Below are 15,205 nucleotides of genomic sequence, written 5' to 3' on the forward strand. Positions count from 1 at the left end.
CTTATTTTGCTGCGTTATTCACAACCTTCGAAACCTTTCCGTCACGCTTCACGACATAGATGCCTTTCTTTGACATTGAGCCAGTCTCAACGCGACAACCATTCAAGTCATAGACCAATGAACGTCCATCGTTTACAATGGCAGTCAGCCTTTCTACTGAAGCCGATATCTCTGTGTCGTTCTTATCGAAATTCTGTGTGCCGCCTGAGTAGGTTATTGTGCCATCAGCCTTGATAGCCTTGCCCTGATATCCGCTTATAGAGAGCGTTCCGTCAAGCATGTAGAAGTTGCCGGTATCCTCATCCTCGTGGTCTGTCTTCACTCCTGTCGATTCTGTGCCGGCCAGCTCTACCTGTATTCCGTCGTCCTGCGCCCCAGTAATTGTCACCGTACCACTTTCCATTAACATATACTCCTTACAGTGTATAGCATCCTTTGCAGCAGCAGTGATATTCAGCGTAGCGTTCTTCACTTCAAGATACTCCTTGACGTATATGCCATGACGAGAATTGCCCACAACGTTCAGCACGCCCTTGCCCTTCATCTTCAGGTGTCCCTTGCAGTGCAGACATCCGTTGTAATCCTCATTTGCACCATCGGCAATGCTGTTCACTGTGTTTTTCTTAACACTGAGTGTTATGCGCTTACCATTCTGGATATTAATTGCAGGACCAGCAGGATTGGTCAGTGTCAGTCCGCTCAGTTCCACGGTTGACTTAAATGCGCCCTCCATATAGAATTCACCATCTGTCGATGAGCCAGAAAGCACATAAGTTATTTCACCATAGACATTGTTCAGCGTAGCATCTACACCAGCAAAGCTTTCATCCTGCACTATTTTCACATGCGACGAATTTGCGCTCTGCACTGTTACATAGCTACTGATATTTGACGCCACAGTCACTGTGGCGCTATTCCCATTATAGACAATCTCTACCGTATTGTTGTCCACAGCACTTGCATTGCCAACTGAAAGCAGCATGGCAACCAAAGACAGAAAGAAAAACTTTTTCATTGTTTTATAGTTCCAAGATTAAATATTCATTCAAAAAATCGCGGCAAATATACGAAAATGTGTTGAAATACGAAAAAAAAACTGCATTCTTTTGGCTGTTATTGAATAAAATACTACTTTTGTTGCACCTAAAATCTACAAAAACTGCAGTTACCATGATTATAAGCTCAACAAAGACCAAGGTCGTAGGTGTCAACATTGGTTACGAAGAAATAAACTATGCCATTGTTGACGTACGAGGAAAGATTCTAGCTGAAAGTTCTTTTCCCATGCCTACAGATCAGGACATCAATGGATTCATCGCATTACTATGTGATGGTATCACCAACCTTATCTTAGAGAACGACAGCTATGAGAACATCCGTTCTATTGGCATAAGTGTGCCAAGCGGTAACTTCACGACAGGCAGCATTGTCAATTCCTTAAGTCTTCCATGGAAAGGTGAGATACCATTGGCAGCCATGCTCCGTGATCGTCTTGGTCTTGCCGTAGCAGTAGGTAATAATGCCCACGTAAGAGCTATAGGCGAATCCACCTATGGATGTGCCCACGGCATGAACGACTTCATTGTCATCACCCTTGGTCATGGTTTTGGCAGTTGCATGTTCTCTAACGGACATGTCCACATGGGTAACAACGGTTTTGCCGGTGAGATTGGCCACTGTTGCGTTGAGCCTGAAGGACGCCTTTGCAGATGTGGAAGACGCGGCTGCCTTGAAACTTACTGTGCTTCTGACGGAATAGTGCTCACTGCCCGCGAGCTCATGGCTTCCACTGACAAGCCATCGCTGCTCCGCGACCTTGAAGAGCTTACGCCAAAGACTATTCACGAATGCTGTGAACGTGGCGACGAGCTGGCCATTGAAGTGTACAACAAGACAGGTTTCGTCCTTGGATTAGGTCTTGCCAACTATGCTTCCATTGCCAACCCAGAGGCGATTATTATAACTGGCGGTATAAGCAAGGCCGGCAAATGGCTCTACGAACCCACCAACGCATCGTTTGAGGAGCATGTGTTCCACAATATTGCCGACAGGGTTAAGATCATGCGCTCGTCGCTTCCCGATAACGAGCGCGATGTTCTTGGTGCCAGTGCCCTTGCATGGAATGTAAAAGAATACTCACTTTTTAAATAATACAAGAAATACAAACTCGTATGCAACAAGAAATCAAGAGCCGCGTTGTTGGTGTCGATATCAGCATAAAGCGCACGACCTACGCCATTGTCGATGTAAGAGGAAACATCCACGCCTCCGACCATTTCCCAACGACCGACTATACTACAGCAAATGATTTTATCACTGCCCTCAGCGAGAAAATCATTACTATGACTGAGGCTAATGGAGGCTATGAGCAGATTCGCTCTATTGGTGTCAGTTCTCCCAGTGCCAACTTCCTCACCGGATGCATAGAAAATGCTGCCAACCTCCCCTGGAAGGGCATCATTCCCCTTGGAGCCATGCTTCGCGACCGCATGGGCATTGCTGTGGCAGTGGGCAACGACGCCCATGTTTCAGCTCTCGGAGAATACTCCTACGGCTGTGCCCACGGCATGAACAATTTTATCATTGTGTCTCTTGGCCACGGCATTGGCAGCTGCATCTTCTCCAATGGCAAGGTACACTTTGGCGCCGATGGCTTTGCTGGCGAGATTGGTCACGCCTGTGTTGAGCACAATGGCCGTGAATGCGGCTGCGGACGCTACGGATGTCTGGAAGCATACTGTGCTGAGAAGGGCATCATCAAGACAGCTCAGGAAATGCTTGAGCAGTCTGACGAGCCTTCACTGATGCGCTCACTTGATAGGATAAGCCCCAAAGGAATAGCGGAATGCTGTGAGCAAGGTGATAAGATGGCAATAGAGGTATATCGCAAGACTGGCGAGATTCTAGGACTGGCAGTAGCCAACTATGCGTCTATTCTCGACCCTGAAGCAGTCATTTTCACTGGTGGCATCTCCAATGCCGGCAAATGGCTCTTCGACCCTGCCTACGAATCATTCGAGGCTCATGTCTTCCACAACATCCGTGGTAATGTAAAGTTCCTTCGCTCCACTATCTCCGACCGTGAGCGTGATGTCCTCGGAGCCAGCGCTCTGGCATGGGGCATCAAGGAATATTCGTTGTTTAAGTAAGGAGCAATGAATGTAGATCATATCAATCAGATTATAAACGAAAAGCCCAATCTTAGTACCGCCCTCGGGATGGAGTTCATTTCCACTCCCGAGGACGATACATGTATGGCACGCATGAAGGTTGACGAGCGCAATCGTCAGCCTTTCGGGTTCCTCAGTGGTGGTGCATCGCTTGCCCTTGCCGAGAACCTTGCCGGCGTAGGCTCTTCTTCGCTGTGCCCAGGCTGTGCATGTGTGGGTATAGAGGTTAGCGGCAGTCACGTTAAAGCCGTTGTTGAAGGCGACACCGTCACCGCCTTTGCCCACATGCTCCACAAAGGCTCAACGCTTCATGTGTGGCAGGTCGATATCAAAGACACAAGCGGAGAGCTCATCTCAAGCGTACGTGTTACTAACTATGTTATCAAAAAAGGTAGCAAATAACCTTTTCCCACTAATCCTATGAATCCATTTGCCATCTATCGTTTTCCTCACTTCCAGCAGTGTACTCTCATTGAGCAGACGTCAGGCGAGCCACAGCGCTTGTCTTCGCTTGGCGGACTCAGCGAGCATAGCGGATTCGTAGTGGCTCCTTTCCAAATAAACGACGACACCCCTATACTCCTTATACGTCCTGACCGCGTAAGCGCCGTTGAGGTGAAAGAGCCTTCTTGCAACATGCCGTCAATAGCTTCTGAGAAAGATCATCACGCTGAGTACGCCATTGACTTTGCCAACTTTCATTCCCAACTTGAGACAGGTGCCTTTCAAAAGATAGTCCTCGCTCGCAGTGCCGACATTAGTCTTACTGCCGATGCCGACCCCATGCAGCTGTTTTGGCGTGCATGCAAGCGCTATCCACGCCTGTTCATCGCCCTGGTCTCACTGCCCGATGGCAGCTACTGGCTTACAGCTACTCCTGAGATTCTTCTTGAGGGTTCAGGCAACAAATGGCGTACCATTGCCCTTGCAGGTACCATGCAACTTGAAGGCGACCAGCTACAGGGCGAAGGCGAGGATGTGCGTTGGTCAACGAAGAACATTCAAGAGCAGTGTTACGTAGCAACCTATATTGCCGAGTGTCTGGAACAGTTCTCACTGCCTTTCAACGAAGAAGGACCGCGCACTGTCCGTGCTGCCAACCTTGTTCACCTGCGCAGCGACTTTACCTTCGACATGACTGCTGAAACCAACATAGGTCTTTTGCTACAGACCCTACACCCCACCCCAGCCGTGTGTGGACTGCCCAAACGCAAGGCATTCGATTTCATTGTACAGCATGAGCACGCTCCACGTCAGTACTACAGCGGATTCATGGGGCCTCTTCAGATGCCATCGGCCAACTGTTCTACAGAGACTCATCTCTATGTATCACTTAGATGCATGCATGTCATGGGCAGCCATTGCACGCTCTATGCTGGTGGCGGACTGCTTTGCGACAGCATTTCTGAGCTTGAATGGCGCGAGACTGAGGCTAAGATGCAGACAATGAGAGGGGTGATAAGTTGAGAGGTGAGAGGTTAGAGGTAAGATTTTTTATTATGTACAGCAATAAAGAGAACGTAAACATACTGACAGCGCTGCTTGTAGCTCATGGTGTGAAGCATGCCGTGGTCTGTCCTGGCAGCAGAAACGCAGCCATTGTACATAACCTTAACGAATGTCCATCGATAGAGTGCCATCCTGTCACTGACGAGCGCTCAGCGGGCTTCTACGCACTTGGCATCACTCAGGCCACTGGCGAGCGTGTCGTGGTATGCGTAACCAGCGGCACAGCACTTCTTAACCTTGCACCTGCTGTTGCCGAGGCTTTCTATCAGCACCGCCCACTCATCGTTATCTCTGCCGATCGTCCTGAGGCGTGGATTGATCAGCTCGACGGACAGACCCTTCCCCAGGGCGACGCACTCGGCCGTTTTGTCAAGAAAGCGGTGTCACTGCCCGAACCCATTGCTCCGTCAGCCGACAGCTCAAGCGATGCCAAAGAGCGCTATATCACCGACTGCTGGCATTGCAACCGTCTTGTCAACGAGACATTAATAATAAGGAACGCGCCCGCACATATAAACATACCCATCACTGAGCCTCTGTTCTCCTTCACTGTGGCAGAGCTTCCCCATGAACGGAAAATTGACTTCCAGCCTGCCGACATATCACAAACCATGCTCAGTCATGTGACCCACATGTTCATGCAGTCGCGCCGCCCCATGCTCATCAGCGGACAGCCCATGAACGCACTCATGGACGAGGCAGTCATCATGGCAGGCGATGACGAGCGCTACGTGCCCGACTTCGTTGTCTATACAGGCGGTGCCATTGTCAGCAAGCGTCTGAAGCGATTCCTGCGTCGCGCCAAGGAGACATGGGCCATCAACGCTGAAGGCGAAGTCAACGACACGTTCATGAACCTCACCAACGTCATTCAGGGCGATGGCGAGGTTGTTGCCGATTACCTGCGCTTCATGCTCGAACAACAGCCCCACCCCTTCGTCACCCTTTGGAACGAGCTCCTGCAGCGCGCTGCCCAGCGCCTTCAGGCCTACGAGCCTCCTTTCTCACAGATGGCAGTAGTGAAAATGCTAGAGACGAGCATCAGTACAGCTACAGATGCCACAGGCTCTCTGTCCTATTATGTCCACTATGCCAACAGCAGCGCCATTCGTCTTGCCAACATCTATGCCCGCCATGCTGTGTTCTGCAACCGTGGCGTCAATGGCATCGAGGGTTCACTCTCCACGGCAGCAGGCTTCTCGCTCGTGGCCGACAAGCCCGTGGTGTGCGTCATTGGCGACCTTAGCTTCTTCTACGACCAGAACGCGTTGTGGAACAAGCAGCTTGATGGTCGTCTTCGCATACTGCTTTTGAACAATCGTCGAGGCGGCATCTTCAACATGCTCCCTGGACTGGAGAAGAGTCCTGCTCGCGACAGCTTCGTTGCTGCAGCCCATGACACCACTGCAGAGGGAATATGTCAGCAGAACGACATCTACTATCAGCGTGCCGATGACATGGAGACCACTGCCGAAGGTCTGCGTCTGCTGCTCTCTGCTCAGTTCTCGCGTCCCATGGTACTTGAGGTCACTACCGATGCGTCTGCTGACGAGCAAACCTATAAAGCATGGCTCAACCCCAATAACCTAATAACCTAAACGACCAAACAACCAAACAACCAAACCCCCAAACGACCAAAAACTGGCACGATATTTGCTAATAGCTTTTATTGTAAAGAGTAACATAAAAAGATAATTTACAATAAAGCTATGCAAAAAGGTAACATCGGGGTTACTACCGAGAACATTTTCCCCGTCATCAAAAAGTTTCTCTACAGCGATCATGAGATTTTCTTGCGCGAGATGGTCAGCAATGCCGTCGATGCTACACAGAAGATGAAGACCCTTGCCGAGAAGGGCGAATTCAGTGGCGAGCTGGGCGACCTCACAGTACATGTAAGCCTCGACACCGAGAAGGGCACCATCACCATCAGCGACCGCGGCATAGGCATGACCGAGGAGGAGATTGACAAGTACATCAATCAGATTGCCTTCTCAGGTGTCACCGACTTCCTTGAGAAATACAAGGACAATGCCAACAACATCATCGGCCACTTCGGACTTGGCTTTTACTCATCATTCATGGTGTCTAAGAAGGTAGAGATCATCACCAAGAGCTATCGTGAAGGTTCAAAGGCAGTGAAGTGGAGCTGCGATGGTTCGCCAGCCTATGAGATTGACGATGCCGAGCGCGAGAGCCGTGGTTCCGACATCATCCTCTATATCGACGATGACTGCAAGGAGTTCCTCGAGAAGCAGAAGATTGAGTCACTGCTCAACAAATACTGCAAGTTCCTGCCTGTGCCCGTGGCTTTCGGCAAGAAACAGGAGTGGTCTAAGGACGAGAGCAAGATGGTTGACACAGCCGAGGACAACATCATCAACAGCGTAGAGCCACTGTGGACAAAGACTCCGTCGACGTTAAAAGACGAGGACTACAAGTCGTTCTATCGCACCCTCTACCCCATGCAGGACGAGCCTCTGTTCTGGATTCACCTCAATGTTGACTATCCTTTCAACCTCACGGGTATCCTCTACTTCCCACGCATCAAGTCCAACATCGAGATTCAGCGCAACAAGATTCAGCTCTACTGCAACCAGGTGTTTGTCACCGACCAAGTTGAGGGCATCGTGCCTGAGTTCCTCACACTGCTTCATGGTGTTATCGACTCTCCCGACATCCCTCTTAACGTCTCTCGTTCTTATCTGCAGAGCGACCGCGAGGTGAAGAAGATCTCTACCTATATCACTAAGAAGGTGGCCGACCGTCTGAAGGCAATCTTCAACGAGGACCGCAAGGCCTACGAGGAGAAGTGGGACGACCTGAAGCTTTTCATCAACTACGGCATCCTCACTGAGGAGAACTTCTACGACCGTGCCAAGGACTTCTCTCTGTTCAAGGACACCGAGGGCAAGTATTTCACCTTTGAGGAGTATCACAAGCTCATCGAGGCATCACAGAAAGACAAGAACGACCAGCTCGTTTATCTCTATGCCACCGACAAGGAAGAGCAGTACAGCTACATCAAGGCTGCTCAGGACAAGGGCTACTCAGTGCTTCTTTTCGACGGACAGCTCGACGTTCCTTGCATCCAGACTCTGGAGCAGAAGTTCGAGAAGAGCCACTTCACACGTGTCGATGCCGACATCATTGACCGTCTCATTGCCAAGGACGATGCTCCAAAGAGTGCTCTTGCCGACAACGAGCGTGACAATCTGTCAGCCGTGTTCCAGTCACAGGTGCCCAAGACCGACAAGACCGAATATCGTGTTGAGGTTGATGCCCTTGGCGAAGAGGCCCGTCCTGTCATCATCACCCAGAACGAGTGGATGCGCCGCATGAAGGAGATGAGCCGTTACCAGAGCGGCATGGGCTTCTATGGTCAGATGCCCGACTCGTTCAACCTCGTGCTCAACAGCGACCACCGTCTAGTTAAGGATGTGCTCTCATCTTTCAACTCCGACCTCTCTGCTCAGCTCCAGCCCATTGAGAGCGAGATCAAGGGACAGGAGGCACGCATGGCAGCACTGAACCAGCAGACCGAGGGTAAGAAGCCCGAGGAGATCACTCAGGAGACCAAGGACGACAAGGCTGCCACACAGAAGGCCCTCGACGAGCAGCGCTCTAAGAAGCAGCAGCTCATCAGTGACTACGCACAGAAGAATCCTGTCGTACAGCAGCTCATCGACCTCGCCCTTCTTCAGAATGGCATGCTCAAGGGCGAAGCACTCGACCGCTTCCTCAAGCGCAGCGTTGACCTCATCAAGTAATAAGGTAAAAAGATTCTATATTGACAGGGGCGTGTCGCACATCGCGACATGCCCCTGTTTTTAAAAACCAATAAAACAGGGAACCTATCTTCGCAGACTGGTTCCCTACAAAAACTTTGGAAAATGATAAATATAGATTAAAATTACTAGTTATCGATTGCAAATTTAAGAAGAATAGTTGAATAGTACAAGAATATTCAACAATTTTTGTGTGAAAAATCGTTAACGGCGTCGTTTTTGAAGCATTATTACTGTAAATAATGACGTTTTTTGTTCTTAAACATATCAATTGCAATATCGATATTACAATTATCAGAACTTCTGCAACTCTGAATAGATTCGCTGCACTGGCAGTCCCATCACGTTGAAGTAGCTTCCTTCCAGACGGGTCACTCCGATATAGCCTATCCACTCCTGAATGCCATAGGCGCCAGCCTTGTCAAACGGACGGTAGTGCTCTATGTAGTAGGCTATCTCGTCGTCGGTGAGTTCCTTAAAAGTCACGTCAGTACTCACAGACAGCTGTCGCTGGCAGTCCTTTGTTGTCAGACAAACTCCTGTTATTACCTGATGCGTACGTCCACTTATCGCATGAAGCATTCGTCGTGCGTCAGCTTCGTCCACAGGCTTGCCCAGCACCTCGTCATCCACCACCACTATCGTGTCGGCAGTTATGACCAGCTCATCTTCTGCCATCGTTGCGCGATAGGCAGCAGCTTTCTCGGCAGCTATATACTGTGCAATGTCCTTCACAGGCAGGTCGTCAGGATAGTTCTCGGCAATGTCGGGCATCACCCTCACCTCAAAGTCTATGCCCAGCCCTGCAAGCAGCTCACGTCGGCGAGGACTGTTGCTCGCCAGTATTATCTTCTTCATTCTACCAACCAAAGGCTTTCTCGTTCATCACCCATTTTCCCTGTGCGCGCAACGTCTGTTCAATTACGTCGCGTCCACAGCCATAGCCACCACGCAGATGACTCACATATATGCTCGTCTCAAGGACCTCCGGACAGGCATCCTTTGGACACACCGGACATCCCACGCGGCGCATTATCTCAAGGTCGGGAATATCGTCGCCCATATACATCACCTCCTCGTCCTTCAGGCCATAGCGCTCAAGGAACTCGTCATAGGCCTTCACCTTCACTGCACAGCCCATGAAGATATCCTCCACGCCCAGTCGAGCATAGCGCAGTCTCACGGCCTCGGTCTTTCCTCCAGTGAGTATCACTATCCTCAGTCCCAGCTTCTGTGCCAGCTGTATGGCATATCCGTCCTTGATGTTCACCGTTCTCAGTGGCTCACCCTCGGCAGAAAGTGTTATTGTCTCAGCGCTGAGCACGCCATCGACATCGAATATTATAGCGCGAATGCGCGTAAGGTCATAGTTTATCATATCTTTTAATTTAGAGGTTAGAGGTGAGTGGTGAGAGGTGAGTTTTTTCTTTTTTCTTCCATATAGTGGATACTTTCGCTCATCAGGGTGTATATCTGCTGCATCCTTGGTTTGTCAGCCAACAGCTGCTGCTGAGCGCTTATTACTGCTGTGTCGTAGCGCACGGCAGGTCCCGTCTGTGCCTCCACAGGCTTCAGCTCGTGCACCTTTGCCGCCACCTCGTCTGTGAGAGGCAGCATCACGCTGAACGGAATGTCATACTTACTCAACACCTCGGCAGATAGAGCATAGCAGTGGTTTACAAAGTTCGACGCAAACACCGCCGCAAGATGCAGATGTCGGCGCCCCTCTGATGTCAGCTCCATCACTCGAGTACTCACCGTCTCTGCCAGCTCCCTGACTGTTGTCAGCGTCTGCTCGTCGCTTCCCTCCACGAACACAGGAATGTCCTTGAAGTTCACCATTCGCTCCTTTGAGAACGTCTGCATGGGATAGAGCACACCATAGTGCTTCACCACACCCTCAAACACGCTCATCGCCACCGATCCTGCCGTATGAAGGAACACAGCGTCCTCCCTACCCTTTCCCAGCGTCTTTGCCAACTGTGGCAGGGCATTGTCGCTGACAGAGAAGATATACATATCGGCATCCGTTGTCACCTCCTCCACAGAGCATGTAGCCTTCGCCCCCACCTTTGCTGCCAGTGTCTCCGCAGCCTCCTGTGTGCGGCTATACACCTGCACCACGTCATGTCCGGCATCCTTCAGTGCCGGAGCCAGGTTCGTGGCTAAGCGTCCTGCCCCTATAAGCGCAATTCTCATCTTCAATACTTGTCAATATGCACGTTCTCCCACTTCAGTTTGTCCTCGTTCTGTGGCTGTCGCTCGTCGGCCTTGTGGCCTATGCCCAGCACACAGAGCACTGACATGTTCTCTGGCAAGTCGAGCACGCCACGTATCACAGTGTCGGCGCTTGTGCCGTCGTTCAGGCCGCGTCCGCGCATCTGTGCCCAGCATGAGCCCAGTCCCAGCTCCTCAGCCTGATACTGCATTGATATGGCTGCTATGCTGCCATCCTCCACCCAGCAGTCGTTCTGCATCGGGTCGCCGCACACAGCTATGCAGAGCGGAGCCTCTTTCAGGAACTGTGCCCCCATCTCCTTGGCATCTGCCAGCTTCTCTATTGTCAGTGGGTCGTCCACCACCACGAACTGCCATGCTCTCTGGCTCTTCGATGTTGGTGACATCAGTGCAGCGCGAAGAATCATCTTCACGTCCTCTCCGTCTATCTCTTCCTTTGTAAACTTACGATGTGAACGGCGCATCTGCACCAAATCCTTGAAATCTGTCATAGCTCTTTCGTTTTTTTTGATTCTCTGCAAAGGTACAACAAAAAAATGAAATGAAAAGAAAAACTTTAAGAGAAGTCGTTCTCGTTTCAAAGAAAAATTTTATCTTTGTCGTCAAAATCATAAAAAACAGCGCAATTATGTCACAGAAGAGAGTAACACCAGAGCGTATCACGCAACTGGAAGACAATGAAGTTTTTGTGTTCGGCAGTAACTTGGAGGGAGCACACGGCGGAGGCGCAGCACTACAGGCTTGGCAAAAGTTTGGTGCCATCTGGGGACAGGGCGTAGGGCTTCAGGGCCAGAGCTACGGCATACCCACTATGCAGGGCGGCGTTGACACCATCAAGCCCTATGTCGATGAGTTCATCTCCTTTGCCAGACGCCATCCCAAGCTGACATTCCTTGTCACCCGCATAGGTTGTGGCATAGCCGGTTTCACCAACGAAGAGATCTCTCCGCTCTTCAAGGAGGCTCACGGCATAGAGAACATCGTACTGCCACCAGGGTGGTGACAAGTAAGATTTCTTACGAATAATTTTGGATGTTTGGAAAAACTATTTATCTTTGCAGTCCTTAATAAAGGATACGATTATGCTTGAACTCCAAAACAGTATAATGAAACTGTCAAACTTCAAAAAGATGTTTGCACAGAAATATGGTATTACGAAACTCGGTATCTTTGGTTCTGTAGCCAGAAACGAAAATACAGAGAATAGTGATATCGATATTGTTGTTGAAGTTCAAAAGCCTACACTACAATTGATGTACGAGTTGAAAGAAGCACTCAAGCAATTGTTCGGATGTAATGTCGACCTTGTACGTTTCCGTGATTCGCTTCGCCCTTTATTTAAATCAAACATTCAACGCGATGTCATATATGTCTGATAATCAGTTTACCATACACGACAGGCTTAGTTCTATTCTCGAGTCAATTATTCTTATTCAGGAATGGAGTAAAGGGCGGAATACTGTTCACGATTTCATGCTAACCCCTATGGGCGTTATGGCTTTCAATGCTTGCGTCATGCGGATTCAAGTAATAGGCGAACAAGTGGGGTAGCTTCTCAAAAACAATGATAAGCCATTGTCTGACTATCCAAATATTCCATGGAATGCAATTTACGGGATGCGCAACTTCATATCTCACGAATATGCAAATATCGACGAAGAAATCATTGTTTCTACCATCAACGATGATATTCCGCAATTGAAATCAGTAATAGAAGAGCTCTTGAAAGAATACTAAAGGGGTGTGCCCTATCACGTCGGCCCATTATTCTGCTTAAACTATACTGAACTATAGTCAGAGTTATGGTGTAGTATAGTTAGAGCTATGGTGCACCAGCGTCTAAGCTATACCACAGTTTAGTAAGAACTATACCACAGTTTAGCCAGAACCGCATCACAGTTTAGTCAGAATGACACCATAGCGTAGTCAGTACTACACCATAGCTTAATAAGAATTGCAACATGTTTGACAAGAATCTTCAAAGATCAGGCTGACTTTTTGCAGGTTTTGCTAAAGAATCCCTCATCCCTCCCATAATCGCTTGAATCGCCTTTGTATAAAGGGTTTGAGCACGGGAGGGATTTTTTTCATCCCTCCCATAACCCTCCCATTCACCTTCGTCGCCGAATGCTACCCCAAGGGGCACTAAAGCAAATGGAGTCGCCTGCGGCGAGAAATTAAACAAATCTAACCAAATCAAACAGAATATTTTCGACATTAATTATCATGTAATTAATGGTTAAATTAACGGCAATTATATGTTTATGAAATGAAGAAGAACCGAATCTTAGAATGTATGTAAAAAAAATGTGGGGTGATGGGAGGTATGATGGGAGGGGTGACGGGAGGGGTGACGGGAGGGATGAAAATCGAAGAATCCCTTTGATTAAAGGGCTCAGCACCGTTCGATGGGAGGGATGGGGCACTTTTCGTTTATAGTCAACAAAAATCAGAACACGAAATAAAACAGTTCGATGTTCATCAATAAGAATCGCTTATTTTCAAACACGCTTTACTTTCAAAATGTTCCCTTACTGGGAGCTCAGTGTTCCCCTTTTGGGAACCGACAGCGAACACAAATTGGGGACTCCGATTTATCCGAATGAACATAGAGCCGAATCGCGAACTTAGAGGTCGTATCCTCCAATATGGAGAGAACCTAGAAGTAATTACTCCTCAGTCGTTACGAGAGCAAATAAAAGATATTCTCAAAAGACAAATACTGCAATATTCTAACGAGTAATAACAGAAACGTACAAAAATTGAAGCATAACGTGTAATTTCTTTGCTTAAAATTTGGTCTTGTCGAATATTTAGACTAAATTTGCGACAAAAATCCAACGCTATGACATTCGAATCTATTGAAACAAAGATACTTAGTAGTATTAAGAAGCGCGGAAGGGGTAATCTACTTTTTGCATCCGACTTCATTCGATATGGAGAACAGAAATCCGTTAACAAAGCCTTAGAGCGAATGATGAAGGAAGGATTAATTCTGCGTATCAGTCATGGTATTTACTATTATCCAAAAATCGACAAAACGCTTGGATTAGGAGTGCTTTATCCTACCTTGGAAGACATTGCTGAAGGCATTGCCAAACGTGATAAGGCAAGAATCGCGCCTACAGGACTCTATGCACTAAATCGTTTAGGTTTCTCGACCCAAATTCCAATGAATGTAGTGTATCTTACAGATGGTTTTAATCGTAAGATAAAACTTTATAATGGGACACACATACAATTCAAGCGCACTTCTACTAAGAATTTTGCTTTTCATTCTAAACTTGCCATGCTATTGACTTTTGCATACAAAAGTCTGGGAAAGGAGAATGTTACTCCAGAAATAATGAAGCAGTCTAAGAGCTTGCTAGAAAAGGAGAATAGGCAAATTGTAGAACAAGACTATAAATTGATGCCAGCTTGGGTATCCTCAATAATAAAATCGCTCTATGCAGAAGAATAATTACTTTGCGCTGACTACCGTTCAACAACGCACCATATTAGAACAGACAGCCATCAAGAAGGCATTACCCAAACAAGCTATAGAGAAAGACTTGTGGGTGACTACAATTCTACAAATCGTATTCAGCTTGCCTTGTGCAGAAAACTTAGTGTTTAAGGGTGGCACATCCCTCAGTAAAGTTTGGGGCCTCATCAATCGTTTTTCTGAGGACATAGACCTTGCCATAGATCGTAGTGTTTTCGAACTTGATGGTGATTTGACCAAGAAACAAGTCAAGAAATTACGAAAGGCCTCTTCTATCTTTGTTCGCGATGAACTGTACAGCCAATTAGTTGAGACAATTAATCATACCTCGCTTAAAGACAAATGTCAGATAGAAGCAGAGCCTGATGGTGATGGCGATGCCACTTATCCTGAACCTCGAAGTATCTTCGTCCGCTATCAGTCAGTGTTTGAAGACAAGCTGGCTTATATTCCACCCGTCGTCAAGATAGAGGCCGGTGCACGTTCTTTATTGGAACCATACGATGAAGCCCAGTTATTTAGCATGGTGGAAGAGGTATTGCCTACCATAAGTACGACACAGGTTGATATAAAGATAAAGACCGCAATAGCAGAAAAGACCTTCTTAGAAAAGGCTTTCCTTCTACACGAACTGTTCTCTGTTAACAAACATGTAGATGCGAAACGACGTTCTCGCCATATATATGACCTACATATGATGATGAAGAAGGGTATTGTTAACAAAGCAATAGCAAATGACGAGCTATGGCAAACAATACTTCATCACCGCTCCACACTCACCAGTATGCAAGGTGTTGATTATGATGCTGACATCAAAAAGAACATACGCCTCATTCCGTCATCCGAATCCTTAGCAAACTGGGAAAAGGACTATGAAGATATGTCCTCTGCTATGATATATGGCGAGAGGCCTTCTTTTACTGAATTACTAGAAAGCATGCACAAGTTAGAACTACTATTTAAAAAGGTGTAGCATTGAATTCAATTTGATAGTCCAATCTGAAACGAAAATA

Annotated in this window: 18 protein-coding genes; 12 read left to right on the top strand and 6 right to left on the bottom strand. The window is 48.0% G+C overall.

Features of this window, described 5'->3' with window-relative positions:
* Position 1: 1 nt before the first annotated feature.
* A complete protein-coding gene (locus tag M1L52_RS15670; RefSeq protein ID WP_248615952.1) occupies positions 2–1,015 on the bottom strand; it encodes a carbohydrate-binding domain-containing protein in 1,014 nt (337 codons plus the stop codon).
* A 155-nt stretch (positions 1,016–1,170) separates the two neighbouring features.
* Between M1L52_RS15670 and M1L52_RS15675 the strand changes: the two genes are divergently transcribed.
* The 6 genes from M1L52_RS15675 (at position 1,171) to htpG (ending at position 8,449) form a co-directional block, all read left to right on the top strand.
* On the top strand, positions 1,171–2,151 hold the full coding sequence (locus M1L52_RS15675; RefSeq protein ID WP_248615953.1) for an ROK family protein: 981 nt from the start codon (positions 1,171–1,173) through the stop codon (positions 2,149–2,151).
* A 20-nt stretch (positions 2,152–2,171) separates the two neighbouring features.
* A complete protein-coding gene (locus tag M1L52_RS15680) occupies positions 2,172–3,149 on the top strand; it encodes an ROK family protein (protein ID WP_248615954.1) in 978 nt (325 codons plus the stop codon).
* A gap of 6 nt (positions 3,150–3,155) precedes the next feature.
* The gene (locus tag M1L52_RS15685; protein ID WP_248615955.1) at positions 3,156–3,572 is read left to right on the top strand and encodes a PaaI family thioesterase; all 417 of its coding nucleotides are present in this window, start codon (positions 3,156–3,158) and stop codon (positions 3,570–3,572) included.
* An 18-nt stretch (positions 3,573–3,590) separates the two neighbouring features.
* Positions 3,591–4,637, top strand: a complete 1,047-nt coding sequence (locus M1L52_RS15690; RefSeq protein WP_248615956.1) for an isochorismate synthase — start codon at positions 3,591–3,593, stop codon at positions 4,635–4,637.
* 32 nt (positions 4,638–4,669) lie between these two features.
* Complete coding sequence (menD, locus tag M1L52_RS15695; RefSeq protein WP_248615957.1) at positions 4,670–6,277, top strand: 2-succinyl-5-enolpyruvyl-6-hydroxy-3-cyclohexene-1-carboxylate synthase; 1,608 nt, start codon at positions 4,670–4,672, stop codon at positions 6,275–6,277.
* A 111-nt stretch (positions 6,278–6,388) separates the two neighbouring features.
* Positions 6,389–8,449 (top strand): molecular chaperone HtpG, encoded by a 2,061-nt coding sequence (htpG, locus tag M1L52_RS15700; RefSeq protein WP_248615958.1) that lies wholly within the window; start codon positions 6,389–6,391, stop codon positions 8,447–8,449.
* Positions 8,450–8,761: 312 nt separating this feature from the next.
* Here htpG and M1L52_RS15705 read toward each other — a convergent pair whose 3' ends face one another.
* The 4 genes from M1L52_RS15705 to M1L52_RS15720 are packed head-to-tail and all read right to left on the bottom strand — an operon-like array spanning position 8,762 to position 11,196.
* Positions 8,762–9,325 carry a Maf-like protein gene (locus M1L52_RS15705; protein WP_248615959.1) on the bottom strand — a complete coding sequence of 188 codons (564 nt, stop codon included), beginning with the start codon at positions 9,323–9,325 and terminating at the stop codon, positions 8,762–8,764.
* Position 9,326: 1 nt separating this feature from the next.
* Complete coding sequence (locus M1L52_RS15710; RefSeq protein WP_248615960.1) at positions 9,327–9,845, bottom strand: KdsC family phosphatase; 519 nt, start codon at positions 9,843–9,845, stop codon at positions 9,327–9,329.
* Positions 9,846–9,862: 17 nt separating this feature from the next.
* The gene (locus M1L52_RS15715) at positions 9,863–10,666 is read right to left on the bottom strand and encodes a Rossmann-like and DUF2520 domain-containing protein (protein WP_248615961.1); all 804 of its coding nucleotides are present in this window, start codon (positions 10,664–10,666) and stop codon (positions 9,863–9,865) included.
* A 2-nt stretch (positions 10,667–10,668) separates the two neighbouring features.
* Entirely contained in the window at positions 10,669–11,196 is a 528-nt protein-coding gene (locus M1L52_RS15720) for a nitroreductase family protein (protein WP_248615962.1), read from the bottom strand.
* Positions 11,197–11,333: 137 nt separating this feature from the next.
* Here M1L52_RS15720 and M1L52_RS15725 point away from each other — a divergent pair, with 137 nt between their 5' ends.
* From M1L52_RS15725 to M1L52_RS15735, 3 genes are all read left to right on the top strand, one after another.
* Entirely contained in the window at positions 11,334–11,708 is a 375-nt protein-coding gene (locus M1L52_RS15725) for a hypothetical protein (RefSeq protein WP_248615963.1), read from the top strand.
* Positions 11,709–11,811: 103 nt separating this feature from the next.
* On the top strand, positions 11,812–12,081 hold the full coding sequence (locus tag M1L52_RS15730) for a nucleotidyltransferase family protein (protein WP_410896799.1): 270 nt from the start codon (positions 11,812–11,814) through the stop codon (positions 12,079–12,081).
* A 199-nt stretch (positions 12,082–12,280) separates the two neighbouring features.
* Entirely contained in the window at positions 12,281–12,442 is a 162-nt protein-coding gene (locus M1L52_RS15735; protein WP_262918010.1) for a DUF86 domain-containing protein, read from the top strand.
* A gap of 241 nt (positions 12,443–12,683) precedes the next feature.
* Here M1L52_RS15735 and M1L52_RS15740 read toward each other — a convergent pair whose 3' ends face one another.
* Entirely contained in the window at positions 12,684–12,923 is a 240-nt protein-coding gene (locus M1L52_RS15740; protein WP_248615967.1) for a hypothetical protein, read from the bottom strand.
* A 384-nt stretch (positions 12,924–13,307) separates the two neighbouring features.
* On the opposite strand from M1L52_RS15740, the gene M1L52_RS16600 reads away from it, so the two are divergent.
* From M1L52_RS16600 to M1L52_RS15750, 3 genes are all read left to right on the top strand, one after another.
* Positions 13,308–13,448, top strand: coding sequence for a WYL domain-containing protein (locus tag M1L52_RS16600; protein ID WP_410896791.1), 141 nt, complete (start codon positions 13,308–13,310; stop codon positions 13,446–13,448).
* A 102-nt stretch (positions 13,449–13,550) separates the two neighbouring features.
* Positions 13,551–14,168 (top strand): DUF6088 family protein, encoded by a 618-nt coding sequence (locus M1L52_RS15745; protein ID WP_248615968.1) that lies wholly within the window; start codon positions 13,551–13,553, stop codon positions 14,166–14,168.
* Positions 14,155–15,165: a nucleotidyl transferase AbiEii/AbiGii toxin family protein gene (locus M1L52_RS15750; RefSeq protein ID WP_248615970.1), complete on the top strand. Its 1,011-nt coding sequence runs from the start codon at positions 14,155–14,157 to the stop codon at positions 15,163–15,165. The genes M1L52_RS15745 and M1L52_RS15750 overlap by 14 nt, the downstream gene beginning before the upstream one ends.
* Positions 15,166–15,205: the final 40 nt, after the last annotated feature.

This window comes from Prevotella sp. E13-27 (assembly GCF_023217965.1).
Classification (GTDB): Bacteria; Bacteroidota; Bacteroidia; order Bacteroidales; family Bacteroidaceae; genus Prevotella.